Source organism: Nonomuraea cavernae (assembly GCF_040655715.1).
GTDB classification, from domain to species: Bacteria; Actinomycetota; Actinomycetes; order Streptosporangiales; family Streptosporangiaceae; genus Nonomuraea; species Nonomuraea cavernae_A.
In genome coordinates, this window is the sequence record NZ_JBFAKL010000004.1 from 295,323 (window position 1) to 309,838 (window position 14,516).

Annotated in this window: 16 protein-coding genes and 1 pseudogene; 11 read left to right on the forward strand and 6 right to left on the reverse strand. The window is 67.3% G+C overall.

Going from position 1 to position 14,516, the window contains the following annotated elements; all coding sequences use genetic code 11:
* The first annotated feature begins 2 nt into the window (after nt 1–2).
* A complete protein-coding gene (locus tag AB0I38_RS08325) occupies nt 3–668 on the forward strand; it encodes an HAD family hydrolase (RefSeq protein WP_358463954.1) in 666 nt (221 codons plus the stop codon).
* A 69-nt stretch (nt 669–737) separates the two neighbouring features.
* On the opposite strand, the gene AB0I38_RS08330 is transcribed toward AB0I38_RS08325, so the two are convergent.
* A complete protein-coding gene (locus AB0I38_RS08330; RefSeq protein WP_358463957.1) occupies nt 738–1,232 on the reverse strand; it encodes a helix-turn-helix transcriptional regulator in 495 nt (164 codons plus the stop codon).
* Between the two features lie 869 nt (nt 1,233–2,101).
* Between AB0I38_RS08330 and AB0I38_RS08335 the strand changes: the two genes are divergently transcribed.
* Entirely contained in the window at nt 2,102–2,290 is a 189-nt protein-coding gene (locus AB0I38_RS08335) for a hypothetical protein (RefSeq protein WP_358463960.1), read from the forward strand.
* A gap of 329 nt (nt 2,291–2,619) precedes the next feature.
* On the opposite strand, the gene AB0I38_RS08340 is transcribed toward AB0I38_RS08335, so the two are convergent.
* On the reverse strand, nt 2,620–4,713 hold the full coding sequence (locus AB0I38_RS08340; protein ID WP_358463963.1) for a serine/threonine-protein kinase: 2,094 nt from the start codon (nt 4,711–4,713) through the stop codon (nt 2,620–2,622).
* 339 nt (nt 4,714–5,052) lie between these two features.
* On the opposite strand from AB0I38_RS08340, the gene AB0I38_RS08345 reads away from it, so the two are divergent.
* From AB0I38_RS08345 to AB0I38_RS08370, 6 genes are all read left to right on the forward strand, one after another.
* On the forward strand, nt 5,053–5,448 hold the full coding sequence (locus AB0I38_RS08345; protein ID WP_358463966.1) for an ArsR/SmtB family transcription factor: 396 nt from the start codon (nt 5,053–5,055) through the stop codon (nt 5,446–5,448).
* Nucleotides 5,381–5,863 carry an SRPBCC family protein gene (locus tag AB0I38_RS08350; protein WP_358463969.1) on the forward strand — a complete coding sequence of 161 codons (483 nt, stop codon included), beginning with the start codon at nt 5,381–5,383 and terminating at the stop codon, nt 5,861–5,863. Before AB0I38_RS08345 ends, AB0I38_RS08350 begins: the two co-directional genes overlap by 68 nt.
* Nucleotides 5,850–6,422, forward strand: a complete 573-nt coding sequence (locus AB0I38_RS08355) for a TIGR03086 family metal-binding protein (protein WP_358463972.1) — start codon at nt 5,850–5,852, stop codon at nt 6,420–6,422. The genes AB0I38_RS08350 and AB0I38_RS08355 overlap by 14 nt, the downstream gene beginning before the upstream one ends.
* A gap of 375 nt (nt 6,423–6,797) precedes the next feature.
* Nucleotides 6,798–7,079, forward strand: a complete 282-nt coding sequence (locus AB0I38_RS08360) for a zinc ribbon domain-containing protein (RefSeq protein WP_358463975.1) — start codon at nt 6,798–6,800, stop codon at nt 7,077–7,079.
* Nucleotides 7,080–7,107: 28 nt separating this feature from the next.
* Nucleotides 7,108–8,364, forward strand: coding sequence for a formamidase (fmdA, locus tag AB0I38_RS08365; RefSeq protein ID WP_358463978.1), 1,257 nt, complete (start codon nt 7,108–7,110; stop codon nt 8,362–8,364).
* Between the two features lie 71 nt (nt 8,365–8,435).
* Entirely contained in the window at nt 8,436–9,206 is a 771-nt protein-coding gene (locus AB0I38_RS08370; protein ID WP_358463981.1) for a hypothetical protein, read from the forward strand.
* Between the two features lie 115 nt (nt 9,207–9,321).
* Here the strand turns inward: AB0I38_RS08370 and AB0I38_RS08375 are convergent, their stop codons facing one another.
* Both AB0I38_RS08375 and AB0I38_RS08380 read right to left on the reverse strand, forming a co-directional pair.
* Nucleotides 9,322–9,648: an SAM-dependent methyltransferase gene (locus AB0I38_RS08375; RefSeq protein ID WP_358464158.1), complete on the reverse strand. Its 327-nt coding sequence runs from the start codon at nt 9,646–9,648 to the stop codon at nt 9,322–9,324.
* A pseudogene (locus tag AB0I38_RS08380) lies at nt 9,605–9,712 on the reverse strand (hypothetical protein); the annotation flags it as partial. The gene AB0I38_RS08375 and the pseudogene AB0I38_RS08380, both read right to left, overlap by 44 nt.
* A gap of 588 nt (nt 9,713–10,300) precedes the next feature.
* On the opposite strand from AB0I38_RS08380, the gene AB0I38_RS08385 reads away from it, so the two are divergent.
* The 3 genes from AB0I38_RS08385 to AB0I38_RS08395 all read left to right on the forward strand — a co-directional run bounded on the left by AB0I38_RS08385 (nt 10,301) and on the right by AB0I38_RS08395 (nt 12,836).
* The gene (locus tag AB0I38_RS08385; protein WP_358463984.1) at nt 10,301–11,299 is read left to right on the forward strand and encodes a hypothetical protein; all 999 of its coding nucleotides are present in this window, start codon (nt 10,301–10,303) and stop codon (nt 11,297–11,299) included.
* A 7-nt stretch (nt 11,300–11,306) separates the two neighbouring features.
* Nucleotides 11,307–11,834, forward strand: a complete 528-nt coding sequence (locus tag AB0I38_RS08390; RefSeq protein ID WP_358463987.1) for a hypothetical protein — start codon at nt 11,307–11,309, stop codon at nt 11,832–11,834.
* A gap of 168 nt (nt 11,835–12,002) precedes the next feature.
* Nucleotides 12,003–12,836 (forward strand): glycerophosphodiester phosphodiesterase, encoded by an 834-nt coding sequence (locus AB0I38_RS08395; RefSeq protein WP_358463990.1) that lies wholly within the window; start codon nt 12,003–12,005, stop codon nt 12,834–12,836.
* 22 nt (nt 12,837–12,858) lie between these two features.
* Here AB0I38_RS08395 and AB0I38_RS08400 read toward each other — a convergent pair whose 3' ends face one another.
* Together AB0I38_RS08400 and AB0I38_RS08405 are read right to left on the reverse strand one after the other, a co-directional pair.
* Complete coding sequence (locus AB0I38_RS08400; protein WP_358463993.1) at nt 12,859–14,097, reverse strand: RNA polymerase sigma factor; 1,239 nt, start codon at nt 14,095–14,097, stop codon at nt 12,859–12,861.
* Nucleotides 14,094–14,429 carry a YciI family protein gene (locus tag AB0I38_RS08405; protein ID WP_358463996.1) on the reverse strand — a complete coding sequence of 112 codons (336 nt, stop codon included), beginning with the start codon at nt 14,427–14,429 and terminating at the stop codon, nt 14,094–14,096. The genes AB0I38_RS08400 and AB0I38_RS08405 overlap by 4 nt, the downstream gene beginning before the upstream one ends.
* Between the last annotated feature and the right edge of the window lie 87 nt (nt 14,430–14,516).

Here is a 14,516-nt window from a genome sequence, read left to right on the forward strand (position 1 = left end):
GTATGCGATCCATCAAACACATCATCTGGGACTGGAACGGCACGCTCTTCGGTGACAGCCGGACGCTGATCGAGGCCACCATCAGCGCCTTCGCCGCCGCCGGGTTCCCGCCGCCGACCCCGGAGCTGTACCAGCGGCACCACACCCAGCCGATCCCGCTGTTCTACAACCGGCTGGCCGGGCGGGAACTGACCGACTCCGAGCAGCGCCTGCTGGACCTGTACTTCCAGGAGTCCTACGCACGCTACCGGGATGAGATCATGCTCAACCGACTGGCGTTGGAGGCACTTGACCGGTGGAGTCTGTCGGGGGGAACCCAGTCCCTGCTGTCGATGCACCCGCAGGAGCGGCTGCTGCCGCTGGTGCGCAAGGCGGGCATTTTCGAACGGTTCACCGTTGTCGACGGCTTGGTGGAGGGCGAACCAGGGCGCAAGGCGCCACACCTGGAACTCCACCTGCGCAGGTTGCCGTTCGATCGGCGAGAGGTCCTGCTCATCGGTGACAGCGTGGACGACGGCCTGGCCGCCAGGGAATGCGGTACGGCCTGCCTGATGTACCACGCGGGCCCGGACGCGCTGCACGATCTCGAACACTTCAGCGACCTGCCGTTTCCCGTGGTGGGCAGCCTGCTGGAGGCCGTGGACCTGGTGCTGACCGCTTCCCGCTGACCCCAGGTGCCGCCCCGCCGGGAACTCTGCCGGCGGGGCGGTTCTGTCTCTTTTCTCCGATCAGGCGTACTACTCGGCCCAGCGCCGCCGAATGGCCAGCAGCGCCAACTCGGTGCGGTTGGCGCAGTCGAACTTGATGAGCATGTTCGACACGTGCCGCTTCACGGCGTGCTCCGAGATCCCCAGCGCCCTGGCGATCTGCTGGTTGCTGTGGCCGCGCGCGACGAGCGACAGGGCCGCCCGCTCCCGGTTCGTGATCTTGCCGAGCGGCCGTTGGCCGGCGCCCCCCAGCCGTTCGTACTGCCTGCGTACCGCGTCGCGGACGGCGGGCGGCACGGAGTCGGCCACCGCACAGCGCAGCGGCTCGTGCGCGAAGGCCAGCTCACCCCCGCTGGCGACGAGCAGCCCGCGGGCCAGGGCCTCCTCCCACGCCGGCAGCAGCGCGGCGGCGGTCTGCCCGAGCATCTCGGCGAGCACGTCCAGATCGAGCCGCAGTCCGAGGACCGCGGCCGTGCACAACATCTGCCGGCATGGACCCGAAAGGTCCTGCAGGCGAGCATCCACGAGATCGGTTTCTGCCTTATTCGCCAGGCGGCCGTCCTCCTGCGGAGTCTGGCGAATCGGCGTTACGACGGCGGCCTGCTGGCCGCACGGTTCCATCGGCATATGCACTGTCCCCTTTTCCGGGCCGACGACTCTGACGTTCCCCCATGGAGAAGCCGACGATGAAATACGGTGGGTGCCACCCACCAGAAGTAATGGCGTTCCATCCGGTTCCATCGCGGTGGCGGCTTGATCCGTGAGTACCGCAGGGCTGCTCGACGCCTGTGCGAAACCTGTGCCGCTCGGAATCACGTGCGAGTTTTGACACGTTGGGAGATCCCCCGGAAGGCGTCCCTGGGCTTTCCAGGCACTGCTGCAGTACAACCTGGGATGCCTGTCCCGGTCTACGTCGTTGTGCATACGCTCAGGTGTGCAGACGCGCGAAACGTCTACGACGCAATTCCCGCACGGAACAACGTGATCACAGCCGGGAGTAGGTGGACCTCGGCCGCCGCTCTCCGAGCGGGACAGCCTGCCGTCCTTCGTGACCCCGAACCGGGCGAGATGCCGGCGCAGCATGACCAAGGCCAGTCCGGGTTCGTCGGGTGGCCGACGCACATTGACCGGCACGATCGCCGCCCATATATTGTCCTCGCGTTTGATCGTCCGTGGCGAACGAAGAGCTGTTCTGTTTCTGCAGTCCGCACGCGGCGAAGGGAAGAGATGCATTTCGGTGCCCGCTTCTGAGCCGGTCGGGGAAAGGCTCGGCGTTGCTTCGTCACCCTTGTCGAGAACAACACGCGGCGGCATATTGGATTCTCGTTGGGACCTGGCCTCCTGGGCACCCCTGACGCGGACGTCGCGAGAGCGCATGAACGGGGTGAAGCGTGGTGGATCAGGTGTTCAACCCTCTGGGTGACGACGACCCCCAGACTCTCGGGGGCTATGCGTTACGTGCCCGTGTGGGCGCCGGTGGCATGGGGCAGGTCTTTCTGTCCTTCACGCCCGGAGGGCGGCCGGTGGCCGTCAAGATGGTGCGCGCGGAGTTCGCCGGCGATCCGGCCTTGCGCCAGCTGTGAAGCCTGTCACGCTCGTCCAGCCTCCGACCGCATGGCACGAAAATAACAGCCGACTCGATCTTTTGCCGGTTGATCCGGTGCTTTTCGGATATATCGCGCAGGCCGGTAGGTGTGCCCACCGCGGAAGGACTGTCTGTCGCCGTCGTTATCGCGCTCTGAGGTGCCCCGGATCTTCCGGACAGGCCCCCAGCCAAGGCTTGCCGAGGATGCCGAGCGTGGCGATGGCCATCGCTAGCGCCATCCACTGCACGGGGTTCGTCTGAAGGCCACTGGAGCATCGCCCGATACCTTCCTGGCGAAGCAGGTCTGCAACTGCCGTGACTTGAGACTCAGCGGCGCTCGATCTTCATCCGGTAGCTACCGGTCGTATCGCCATTACCATAAACATCCAGCTGATACTCGCCCGCCTGCGACAAGGTAAGCGTCCCTCGGTCGACAGGTCGTCCAAAGGACGGGTCATACATCTCGACGTGGTCGAAGACAACCTTGCTGTCCGGCCCCCGGAGCGCCCACCGCAAGCCCTCGGAAGCCTCCGTGGCATCGAAATGGACCCGCTGGTTCTTCTTGACCGAGAACTTATAAACGTCCCGCACACCCGGCGACTCGATATTCCCCGCACCCCTGACGGGCCGGCCATCGGAAACCTCGTCACCCAACCGCAGCGCGATCGCCTCAGAATCCTCCGCAGACCACACCTTCAACCGATAAGTACCGGTCACATCACCATCACCATCGACGACCAGCTGATATTCACCCGCCTGCGACAAGACAAGCGTCCCCTGATCGACAGGTCGCTCGAAGGCCGAGTCATACATTCCGACCCCGTCGAAAACAGTCGTGCCGTCCGGGCCGCTCAACCTCCATTTCAAATGCGCAGCGGCCTCCACCACATCGAAAAAGACTCGCTGCCCCTCACCCCCCGAGAAGCTGTAAACGTCACGAGTGCCGGCACTCTCGATGACGCCGGCACCCGCGCCTGGTTTTCCAGGCTCGATGATGTCCCCGATCGCCACGCGAAACGGCCCGGAGGGATTCTGCGCGGGTGGGGAAGGGCTCGTTGACGGCTTGCCGTCGACCAAGCGAGCGGCCGTCAGCGCGTTGACCAGGACGAGGACCAGGAGAACCAGAGCAGCGGCCGGGCCGATGACCGCGATCGGGTGGATGCGCTGGCGGAATGCGATGTCGACGGGCCACCGCCCTCCGTGGCCGTCGGCGGCGCGCACGGTGAGCCGATGGGTGCGGGACCGTAACGAAGGGAGCCGCCGACTGGTCGCGACCACGGTGGCATTCCCCGTCTCGCCCTCCCGGAGAGAGAGCCGCGACGGCGTGACGGTGGCGGTGACGTCCGCCCCGACCACGGCTTCAAGGTCCAGGTCGACGGGGTGACCCGTGTTGTTGTGAGCCGTCACCGTGATGTGCGCCGTACGCGCCACCTCGGCTCGCGGGTCCTCGACGGACAGGGTGATCCCAGCGATGGTGTCCGCCGCCGTACTGTCGCGGTCGGAGCCGGGAGGGGTGTAAAGCTCTTTGAGCTGGTCGGTGACCGTCCTCTGGGGGTTCTTCCTCAGGTCGTTTCCCCGGGCGCCGGCATTCTGGCCGAGAAGCCGCTGGAGCAACTGGTGGGCGGTGGGCCGCTCGGCGGGGTCCTTGGCCAGTGCCTGCTCGACCAGGGGACGCAGCGAAGGGTCCAGGCCGTCCAGAACGGGCGGGCTGGACACGATGCGGGCCGCGATGGCAGGCAACGAGCCGGCGGCGAACGGCGTCTTGCCGGTCCCCGCGTAGGCCATCACCACGCCCCAGGCGAAGACGTCCACTGCAGGGGTCAGCACGTGACCGCTGAACCGTTCAGGTGCCATGTACGGCACGGTGCCGATCAGCCGGCCGGGCTGGGAGGAACTCAACACCGTGGCCGAGTCGGCCTCTCGGGCGATGCCGAAGTCGATGACCTTGGGGCTACCCAGCGCCAACATCACATTGCTCGGCTTGAGATCCCGATGAATCACACCGGCGTCATGGATGGCGGTCAGCGCGGCGGCCACCCCGATCGCCAGACCGTGCAGATTCGCCGGTGTGAACGGTCCCCGATCCCGCACCACTTCAGCGAGACTCGGACCATCCACATATTCCACGACCAGGTAGGGCGGCTCGTGATCGGGGTCGGCATCGAGCACCTCGGCCGTGCAGAACGGCGGCACCTGCCGGACACTATCCACCTCACGGCGAAACCTCCGCCGGAACTCGGCGTTGCTCGCGAGGGAGGCATGAATCATTTTGACAGCGACCGGACGGTTGTCCGACGCGTAAGCGAGATAGACGCTACCCATGCCACCTTCGCCGAGCCGCCCGAACAATCGGTACGAGCCCACCTGCGACGGATCCCCCGGCCGCAACGGATCCGCCTGGAACGTGCCCTCACTGGCCACGCTGACTCTCCCCTGCTGACTGCGTATGCCCGGCTTCATCGCCTGGCCACGATCAGCGTCCTCGGCAGTTACCCGACGCTCCCGCACTGAAAATAGTGCCATCAGCGGCATTTTTCCGTACATCGTCCCAATGGCCTCGTCGGTCTACCTGACTGACTTCGTTCGGGAACGGCAGGGCGAAGTGCCGTTGTGGCCGGCCGGCCTGAGGCCTGAGGCCTGAGGCCCGAGGCCCGAGGTTCCTTCAGGGGCATGCGCAAGCAGCGCTTTCAACCACTGGGTTGACCGATGGGCGACCGGCGGTCTAGGGTCCTTTCAACCGTTGAGTTGAAACTAAGGGGGATGACCACGGACGCGCTGTCCCGGGTATTCGCCGCTCTCGCGGATCCGACCCGGTGCGACATGGTGGCCCGGCTCGCCGAGGGCGACGCGACCGTGAGCCAGTTGGCCGAGCCGTACCGGATGACGCTGCAGGCCGTCTACAAGCACTTGCGGGTGCTTGAGGACGCCGGTCTCGTCAGCCGACCGCGAGGGCCGCAGCCCCGGCCGGTGCGTCTGGAGGTCCAAGCCTTCGACCTGATGGACACCTGGATCGAGCGTCACCGGGATCGCGTCGAGCAGCGCAACCGCCGCCTTGACGCCGTCCTGGCGGAGATGAACGGAGACGAACATGAACAGGATCACGGAGACGGTCATCGAAATCGACCCGAGGCTGCCGGTCATCCTGACAGCTCGTGACTTCGTGGCAACGCCCGAGCAACTGTTCCGCGCCCACACCGATCCCGCGTTGTTCGCCCAGTGGGTGGGCCCCAACGGCATGGCCACCCGGATCGAGCACTGGGACGCGCGTACCGGCGGCAGTTGGCGGTACGTCTCGGCGGACGACGACACGGAGTACGGGTTCCACGGCTGCTTCCACGAGGTAAGGCCGGACCGTATCGTGCAGACCTTCACGTACGACGGCGATCCCGACGGAGTCGCGCTGGAGACGTTGAGGTTCGAGGACCTGGGCGACGGCCGTACGCGACTGCGGACACAGTCGCTGGTCGACAGCTTCGAAGGCCGCGACTCGTGGCTGCGCAGCGGTATGGAGATCGGTGTCAACGAGGGTTACGCGAAGCTGGAGAGGATGCTCATCGATGGCGCTGTCTGACCACCCGGCCGAGCGACACCGGCAGGTCGCCGGGCTGTTCACGGACCGGGTTCGCGGTACCCGGTCCTGGGACGCGCCATCCCCGGTCGACGGCTGGGCCGCGCGCGACGTCGTGCGTCACCTGACCGAATGGCTCCCTGGGTTTCTCGGCTCCGGTTCCGGCATCGAACTGCCCCATGGCCCGTCGGTGGACGAGGACCCGGTCGCCGCGTGGCAGGTTCACTGCGATGGCGTGCAGTCGGTGCTGGACGATGCGGAGACGGCGCACCGGGAACTCGTCAACCGACACGTCGGCAGCCTGCCTGTGGAGACCGCGATCGACCAGTTCTACACCGTTGACGTGTTCATGCACACCTGGGATCTCTCCAGGGCCACCGGCCAGGACGACCGGCTGGATCCCGACTTCTGTGCCCGACTTCTCGGTCAGATGGCGCAGATAGAGGAGGTTCTTCGCTCTTCTGGTCAATACGGTGCCCGGGTCGAGGTGCCCGGCGGTGCGGATACCCAGACCAAACTGCTCGGTTTCATCGGCCGGGACCCGTTCTGGTCGGGGCACTGAGCCGGAGGCCCCGCGGTATCCGAGCCCAGGCGGCGATCACCGCCGCAGGCTGGAAAGGTTACGACCACCTCGAGTTCATCCAGGTCTGAGGAACGAGCGGCCCATGCCGCACATGCTCCGGTCCCTCTTCGTCCGCCGGCTCGACCTGCGCCCCAATGCATGCACATACCGGGGTGTGCGTTGCGTGCGTTTTGCCTAGGGGCTGAGCGATCTGCCTTACTCCGCGAGCAAGCTTGGCGGAAGTGAGATCGATTGCTGTGCATTCGCACGTTAAGTTGCATATGTAGCCGGCTTTCAGGCTGTTTTCCCAGGTCACGCCATTGGAGGGGTTGTGGCCTGGGGATTTTGTTCGAACTCGCTCGAAGGGCGCCTGCTATGGCGATATATGGCTATCGCTGTTCGCATTGCTCTGAGATCGAGGTCGCTTTTCCGATCGGGACCGCACCGGCTGATGTGCCGTGCCCGGACTGCGGCGCGATCTCGGTTCGGGTGTTCTCGACGCCGATGCTGGCGCGCACTCCGGCTGCCGTGTCGGCTCAGTCGCAGCGCGCGGAGCGCAGCGCCTCCGAGCCCGAAGTCGTCACGTCCCTGCCACGGCGCCGCGCTGCGGGTGCGGTGGCCGCCCATCCCGCCACCAGACGCCTGCCGCGCCCGTGACCGTTCCTGCGCCGAAAGGAATCCAGCCGTGCCAGAGCTGATCTTCCCGCTCGACTCGACCAAGAAGTTCACCGACCAGGCCAAGATCGGTCACAACCGTTGGCATCCTGAGATCCCGCCGGTGGCGCGGGTCAAGCCGGGCGACAGCTTCCGGGTCCACTGCCGGGAGTGGTTCGACGGCGCGATCCACAACGACGACTCCGCCGAGGACATCCGTGACGCCCCGCTGACGACGGTGCACGCGCTCAGCGGCCCGTTCGCGGTCGAGGGGGCCGAGCCGGGCGACTTGCTGATCGTGGACATCCTCGACCTGGGGCCCATCCCTCAGGAGGACAGCGGCCCACTGGCCGGCCAGGGCTGGGGTTACACCGGCGTCTTCCCCACCAAGAACGGCGGCGGGTTCCTCACCGAACAGTTTCCCGACGCCTACAAGGCGATCTGGGACTTCTCCGGTCAGGAGGCCACATCGCGCCACATCCCGGCGGTGTCGTTCACCGGCATCGTCCACCCCGGGCTCATGGGCACCGCGCCGTCGGCGGAGCTGCTGGCGAAATGGAACGCGCGGGAGGGGGCGCTGATCGCCACCGACCCGCAGAGAGTGCCGCCGCTGGCCCTGACCCCCGAGCCTCAGGACGCCGTCCTCGGGTCAGTGCCCTCGTCCGAGTTCGACAGAGTCGCCGGCGAGGCCGCTCGTACCGCGCCGCCCCGGGAGAACGGCGGCAACCAGGACATCAAGAACCTCACCCAGGGCTCCCGCATCTTCTACCCGGTGTTCGTCTCCGGTGCGAACCTGTCGGTCGGCGACCTGCACTTCTCACAGGGCGACGGCGAGATCACCTTCTGCGGCGCCATCGAGATGGGCGGCTTCATCGACTTGCACGTCGACCTCATCAAGGGCGGCATGCAGACGTACCGCGTCGGCGAGAACGCCATCTTCATGCCGGGCCGCACCGCCCCTCAGTACAGCGAGTGGCTCGCGTTCTCCGGGACTTCCGTCACGCTGGACGGCGAGCAGCGCTACCTCGACTCGCAGCTGGCCTACCAGCGGGCCTGCCTGCACGCGATCGACTACCTGACGACGTTCGGCTACAGCCCTGAGCAGGCGTACCTGTTGCTCGGCGCCGCGCCGATCGAGGGCCGGCTGTCTGGAGTGGTGGACATCCCCAACTCCTGCGCCACCGTCTACCTGCCAACCGCGATCTTCGACTTCGACATCCGTCCCAGTGCGTCCGGCCCGGTCCGTGTGCCACAGGGCACCAGCGCACCGCACGCCAGCTTCGGCTGAACCGCCGACCGGGCGGGCACCTGGCCAGATCGTGCCCTGCCCGTGATCCATCCTCGGCATGATCACGACTCATGAAGAAGACGATCACGACCCTGGCGGTCGGCGGCTCCCTGTTGGTGGCCGTACCCGCCGAGGCGGCCCCCGCTCAGGTTGTCCCTGTTCAGGCCGTTTCCAAAGATCCTGTCCGAGCTCTGAAGGGCAAGCTGGCCACTGGGCGAGGGGTGCGCTTCACCGAGACCACCACCCTCTCGGGCGATGACAAGACCGAGGTGCAGAGCCGCAAGGGCACCTTCCAGTTCAACGCCAAGGGCCTCGCGGGCTCCGACATCGTGGCCACCTCAACGCTGGGACGCGAGCGGACCATCACTGTCGGCAAGGTCGGCTACACCTCGGGCGGCATATGGAAGGACCGGCTGCCGGCGGGCAAGACCTGGCTCAAGGGCAGCGGCTCGTTCGGCGGCACCGCCGGTTACCGTGGGCAGGTCATCAACCCCGCCGAGCCCAAGACCCTGGCTGCGTTGATCAAGAAGGGCAAGCTGACCAGGAGCTCCATCACGGGGAAGATCACCTTCAAGGAGCTCGACAAGGTGTCGCCCTGGTTCGCCGGGTCGATCCCGCTGCGCATGCACGACGACACGAAGGTCTCCTACACCCTCACGCTCACCTCCGCCGGGCTCGTGAGCAAGGTGAAGAGCTCGTACGCGGCGACGGGGATACTCGACGTGAACGGTCACGACGGCAAGACCATCACCATCGAGAGCCGCTTCACCGGATGGGGGACCAAGGTGTCGATCAAGGCGCCGAATCCCAAGACGGTGACCACCAAGACGCTCGACGACTGATCGACTCGCTCAGCTGGTGCGGTGACCTGGCCTCACGTGCTCGGCGGATCCATGACTTCGCCGAGGACGTCAGGTGGGCGTACGAGACGACGAGGAAGGTGCCGGCCGTTGGCGATCAGGCCGGATCCGGGTCCGGCTTCCGGGCGACGCCTCCCACCAGGGTGTGGTACGTGATGCCCTGCGCGGCTTGGTCGTCGGGGCCGGGTCGCCACTCGGCCACCGGCACCAGGCCGGGGTCGAGGACCTCGAAGTCGCCGAAGTAGGCGAGGATCTCGTCGTGGAAGAGCCAGCGGCCGGTGCCCAGGTTCTCGTTGAACAGCTTCTCGGCCGACGCCGCCGTCCGGCGCGATCTGGAGGGCCATCTCGGCGACCTTGCGGTCGGAGGCGAAGTTGTCCTTGCCGCCCAGCATGAAGTCGTAGACCCGCGCGACGCTCGGCTTATTGATCTCGATGCCGGCCGGTGCCCGGTCCTGTGCGCCTTCGGCCGGGTTCAGATCTTCGGGCATGGTTCTTCCTCCTGCTCGATCGCACTCTGACCGATCGATGGTGATCTTAGTCGTCTTTTCTGTGGAGAAATCAAATCTTCCTCCTGTTCTCGCTGCAGATCGTAAGAAACCGGGTGTCTGGCGGAAATTGGGTAGAGATCGAACTATCGCTCTTGTCGTCCGATAATGGCTTTTGTGTCATATTCGGCGTGTCGGGTGGACCTCGATCTAGAACGAGATGGCTCGCAGGGCCTCGGCAGTGGATGATCCGTTATCTACGATGAACAGGTATCCCAGGGCGGCGGTGTCCATGAAGGCAGGCGGCTTATTCCTAGCGCTGATCGTCGGCGTGCTGCTCGCGACGGCGTACGGCGGACCGGCCACCGAAGCGGGGAGTTCGCCTCCGGCCTCTACCATGCCCGCGTCCCCTTCTCCCGTGACGGTGACCGCTCCCGTGCCGACGGTGACGGTGACGCATGTAGCCCAGCCCCCGCTTCGGGGCCCAGGGGCGCTCAGTGTCGAAGACGGCGTGCTGATGATGATCTGCGCCGCAGCCGTGACCTTCGCCCTTTCGGCCTGGTGGGTCGCGTTCGCGAGGAGGGACTCCTGATGAGTGCTGTCGTGGCGGTCACCTGCCTGCTCATCGCTGTCGCCGCGCTCGGCATCGTGCTCCGGTTCCAGAACGAGGCCGGTCGCTTCCGGAGGGATCTCAAGGACGAAGAGGAGAAGAGGAAAAAGGCGCTGGAGAGCCAGCGGTCCGCACACCATGAACTGCTGGATGAACTGGGCGAAGTGCGTGCCGAAGTCGCCGTTCTGAGAGAGTCCCAAAAATCTTTCGCGAGTGTGGTGTACAGACTCATGGCGGAACAAGGGTTCCGCGACACACTCGCGGCGGGTGCCACGGAGGAGGGCGCGACGGTGGCCGTGGAGGTCCGGGGACTGGACCACGCGCGCAAACCCACCGTCGTCCAGTACGTCGAACAGTTCTTGAATGCCCTTTCGCCGGAGCGAATAGTGCCCAGGGCGGCGAGGGCGAATTCGTGGAGAGTCGGATACCTGATCGAGTTTGGCGCAGGCCAGACATTCGACAGCATTCGGCAGCGCCTCTCGGAGGCGCTGCCTGCTCCGGGCGGAGAGGATGACGGCACGGCGGCCTCCATCGCTCTGCGGCAGCTGCTCGTCGAGATCCGAGCCACCACGGTGACCATGTACGTGGGTCCACTCGCGGCCGTCGCGGAGAGCGGCCGGCTGATCGTCGCGTTACTCGATCGCGAGGAACTCCGGTCCTTCGTGGCGGAGGACACCATTGGCGACGAGGTACGCATGTCGGCCTATCTGGAACGCCTCGCTCCAGGTCGGACCAGTGACCTCTCCGGCTGGGCGGCCAGCCGGGATCCCGCCTCCAGAGGCCGCCGCCCTTACCGGACGGATCCGGGGGACCGTACCAGCCGATCCGACCGCTCCCAGCCATCCGACCTCCCCGCGCCGGAGGACCGTCCGGGCAGGGTGGATCCTCCGGGCAGAGGGGACCGTCCGGGCAGGGGGGGCCGTCCCGGGCCTCATGAGCCGCCGGGGTGGCGTGACGACTTCGGGCCAGATGGGCGGTAGGAGGGTGATGGGCGCGATCCTCGCCCAGGTGAGCAGCACGATCGCGGCTCTCATCGCCGCCGTCGCGGCCATATCGGTGGCGTACTTCTCGCGAAAGCAGATCCGGGTGGAGGCCGACCGCGCCCATCAACGGGAGGTCGAAGGCAGGGCAGCTCAGTTCGAACATGAAAGGCAGAATCGCCTCTACGAGGCCCGGTCCACCGCGTACGCGAAACTGCTGGCGGCACTGCACGACACGCAGGAAGCCCTGATCCGCTATCAGCACGATCCGACTGACGAGGCGCGGACCACCTGCGACAGCGCGCTGATCGCGCTGGGGCTCGTCAGGGCGGAGGTCCGGCTCATCGCGAAACCTGAGACCGATGCCAAGGCCAACGAGGTGTGCAGGTCGCTGACCGCGGCGGTGGCCCACGCGCTGAACGGAGGCTTGCGGCCGTCCGGGCTTCACCGGGATCTCCAGCCTCTCCTCGACAGCATGCGAGGGGATCTGGGCAGCGACGGAGACCTTCCCGAACAGCGCCGGCCCCACCGATAAGCGCCAAGGCGCGTTGCCGGCCCGGCAAAGAGTTCGTGCTGACCCGGGCGACACGCCGGATGAATCGCCCCTTTGCTGGCCTTAGTGGGCACCTCCTATGTAACTCGACATAGGACGCATTGTCAGGCTCGGGTTACCGACTGTCACAGGCCGAGCCCGAGGAGGGACATGTACCGCCAGCTCGGTGCCGTGGGCACCGCCGTCCTGACCGTCCTGGTCGTCATGATGGGGACCGCGTCCGCGTCGCCGCGCGAGGTCGACACCATCGCGCATCGGGGAGCCTCCGCGTACGCGCCGGAGAACACGCTCGCGGCGTGCGCCGTGGCCCGGATCCAGCGGGCCGACATGTGCGAGTTCGACATCCAGCAGACCAAGGACCATCAGCTCGTCCTCATGCACGACGCCACCCTGGCCCGTACCACCGACGTGGAGAAGGTCTTCCCCGGGCGCTACCCGTGGAGGGTCGCCGCCTTCACGCTCGCGGAGATCCAGCGGCTGGACGCCGGTTCGTGGTTCTCACCTCGGTACCGGGGTGAGAAGGTGCCCACGCTCGGGCAGGCCCTGCGGGCGATGCGGCACAGCGAGATCGGGCTGCTGCTGGAGATCAAGCATCCTCCGGGCAGCCCGGACATCGACCAGCGGGTGGCCGCCGAGCTGCAGGACGCCCGTGCCTGGTGGGGGCGCAAGCGGCTGGCCGTGCAGGCGTTCGACTGGGGGTCGATGCGCGCCTTCCACAGCATGGTGCCGCATGTCCCGATCGCGCTGCTCGGCAAACCGGCGGCCGAGCGGCTGCCTGAGCTGGCCCAGTACGCCAGATGGATCAACCTGCCGCACCGCGACCTCACCCCGGGATACGTCGAGGACGTCCACGACCAGGGCATGCAGGTCTACACCTGGTCGACGAGAAGGCCGCCCGTGATCCGCCGGCTGATCTCGTACGGGGTGGACGGCATCATGACCAACAAGCCCGACCGGCTGGAGAACGTGAAGCGGCAGCCATGAACGGGCCGGTGGCCGTTCCGCGCTAACGGTGCCGGCGCGTCTCGGTGAGCCGGTCGGTGAGGAAGGCGCGTTCGGCGTCGTTGCCGGCCAGGCCGATCGCCTGCTCGTACGCCGCACCGGCGTCGGCCGTGCGGCCCAGCCGCCGCAGCAGGTCGGCCCTGATCGCCGGGAGATAGCGGTAACCGGCCAGCCGCCCGTCCCGTTCGAGCCGCTCGACCTCGGCCAGGGCGGTCGCCGGCCCCCTGACCATCGCGACCGCCACGGCCCGGTTGAGCGCGACGACCGGCGACGGCCATACCTCCAGCAGCTCGTCGTAGAGGACGAGGATCTGCTCCCAGTCGGTGTCGTCGTACGCCGGGGCGGTCGCGTGCAGCGCCGCGATGGCGGCCTGCAGGGCGAAGCGGCCGGGCGCGCCGCCACGGAGCGCGCCCAGGACCAGGGCGTGCGCCTCGGCGATGGCCTCACGGTCCCAGGCCGAACGGTCCTGTTCCTCCAGCGGGAGCAGCCGCCCGTCGGCGGTGGCGCGGGTGGCGCGGCGGGCATGGTTGGCCAGGAGCAGCGCGAGCAGCCCCCGCACCTCGCGCTCGTCCGGCATCAGGTGGCGCAGCATCCGGGCCAGGTCGAGGGCGCGCTCGGCCAGGTCGTTCCTGGTCAGCGCGGGCCCCACCGGCGCGGTGTGGCCGGTGGTGAACAGGAGGTGGATCGCGGTGAGGACGGCCTGCAGCCGGTCCGGCAGCTCGCCCGGCGACGGCATGTGGAAAGAGATCCGGGCCGCCGAGAGCTTCTTCTTCGCCCGGGTGATCCGGGCCGCCATGGTCGTCTCGGAGACCAGGAACGCCTTCGCGATCTCCGGCGTCGTCACGCCGCACACCAGCCGCAGCGTGAGCGCGACCTGCGCCTCGATGGCCAGTGCCGGGTGGCAGCACAGGAAGACCAGGCGCAGCCGGTCGTCGTGGATCACCGGATCGCCCGGGAGGTCCGGGTCGGCGGCGGCCGGCTCCACCAGCAGGGGCAGCTTCGAGCGCAGTGTCCTGGCCCGGCGCAGGGCGTCGAGCGCGTTGTGGCGGGCCGCGGTGGTCAGCCACGCGCCCGGCCTGACGGGCACGCCGCCCCGCGTCCAGGCATCCAGCGCGGCGACGTACGCGTCCTGGACGCACTCCTCGGCCAGGTCGAGGTCGCGGGTGACGCGCACCGTCGCGGCGAGCACTGCCGCCCACTCGTGACGATGCGCGTCGGCGACCGCCTGCCGGACCGGGATCACGCCGTGAGCAGCGGCCGTACCTCGACGGCGCCATCCATGATCGGGAGCAGCCGGCCGATGGCGATCGCCGTGTCGAGATCCTTCGCCTCCACGACGAAGAACCCGGCGATCACCTCCTTGCTCTCGAGGAACGGGCCGTCGGTGACCAGGCCGTCGCGGTCGATCGTCCGGGTGGTCGCGCTGGGCTGCAGCGCCTGCTCGTGGACGACTGTCGCGCCCATCGCGGAGATCTCCGGGCCGACCCGCAGATGGGCCTCCATGACCTCGGGCGGGATGTCGGCCACGCCTCCGGGGGTCTCCTTCTCGTAGATCAGGATCGCGTACTGCGGCATGTCTCTTCCCATCTGATCATCGGTTGCCGGTCTCCCGACCCATCGCACCGTACGTCCACCTTGCCACCCCGTGCGTACGCCCTTACC

Bases quoted from the DNA above. Each gene is read 5' to 3' on its own strand.
- AB0I38_RS08325 (WP_358463954.1), top strand. From the start codon at position 3: ATGCGATCCATCAAACACATCATCTGGGACTGGAACGGCACGCTCTTC.
- AB0I38_RS08345 (WP_358463966.1), top strand. From the start codon at position 5,053: ATGACCACGGACGCGCTGTCCCGGGTATTCGCCGCTCTCGCGGATCCG.
- AB0I38_RS08350 (WP_358463969.1), top strand. From the start codon at position 5,381: ATGAACAGGATCACGGAGACGGTCATCGAAATCGACCCGAGGCTGCCG.
- AB0I38_RS08355 (WP_358463972.1), top strand. From the start codon at position 5,850: ATGGCGCTGTCTGACCACCCGGCCGAGCGACACCGGCAGGTCGCCGGG.
- AB0I38_RS08360 (WP_358463975.1), top strand. From the start codon at position 6,798: ATGGCGATATATGGCTATCGCTGTTCGCATTGCTCTGAGATCGAGGTC.
- AB0I38_RS08370 (WP_358463981.1), top strand. From the start codon at position 8,436: ATGAAGAAGACGATCACGACCCTGGCGGTCGGCGGCTCCCTGTTGGTG.
- AB0I38_RS08385 (WP_358463984.1), top strand. From the start codon at position 10,301: ATGAGTGCTGTCGTGGCGGTCACCTGCCTGCTCATCGCTGTCGCCGCG.
- AB0I38_RS08390 (WP_358463987.1), top strand. From the start codon at position 11,307: ATGGGCGCGATCCTCGCCCAGGTGAGCAGCACGATCGCGGCTCTCATC.
- AB0I38_RS08395 (WP_358463990.1), top strand. From the start codon at position 12,003: ATGTACCGCCAGCTCGGTGCCGTGGGCACCGCCGTCCTGACCGTCCTG.
- AB0I38_RS08405 (WP_358463996.1), bottom strand. From the start codon at position 14,429: ATGCCGCAGTACGCGATCCTGATCTACGAGAAGGAGACCCCCGGAGGC.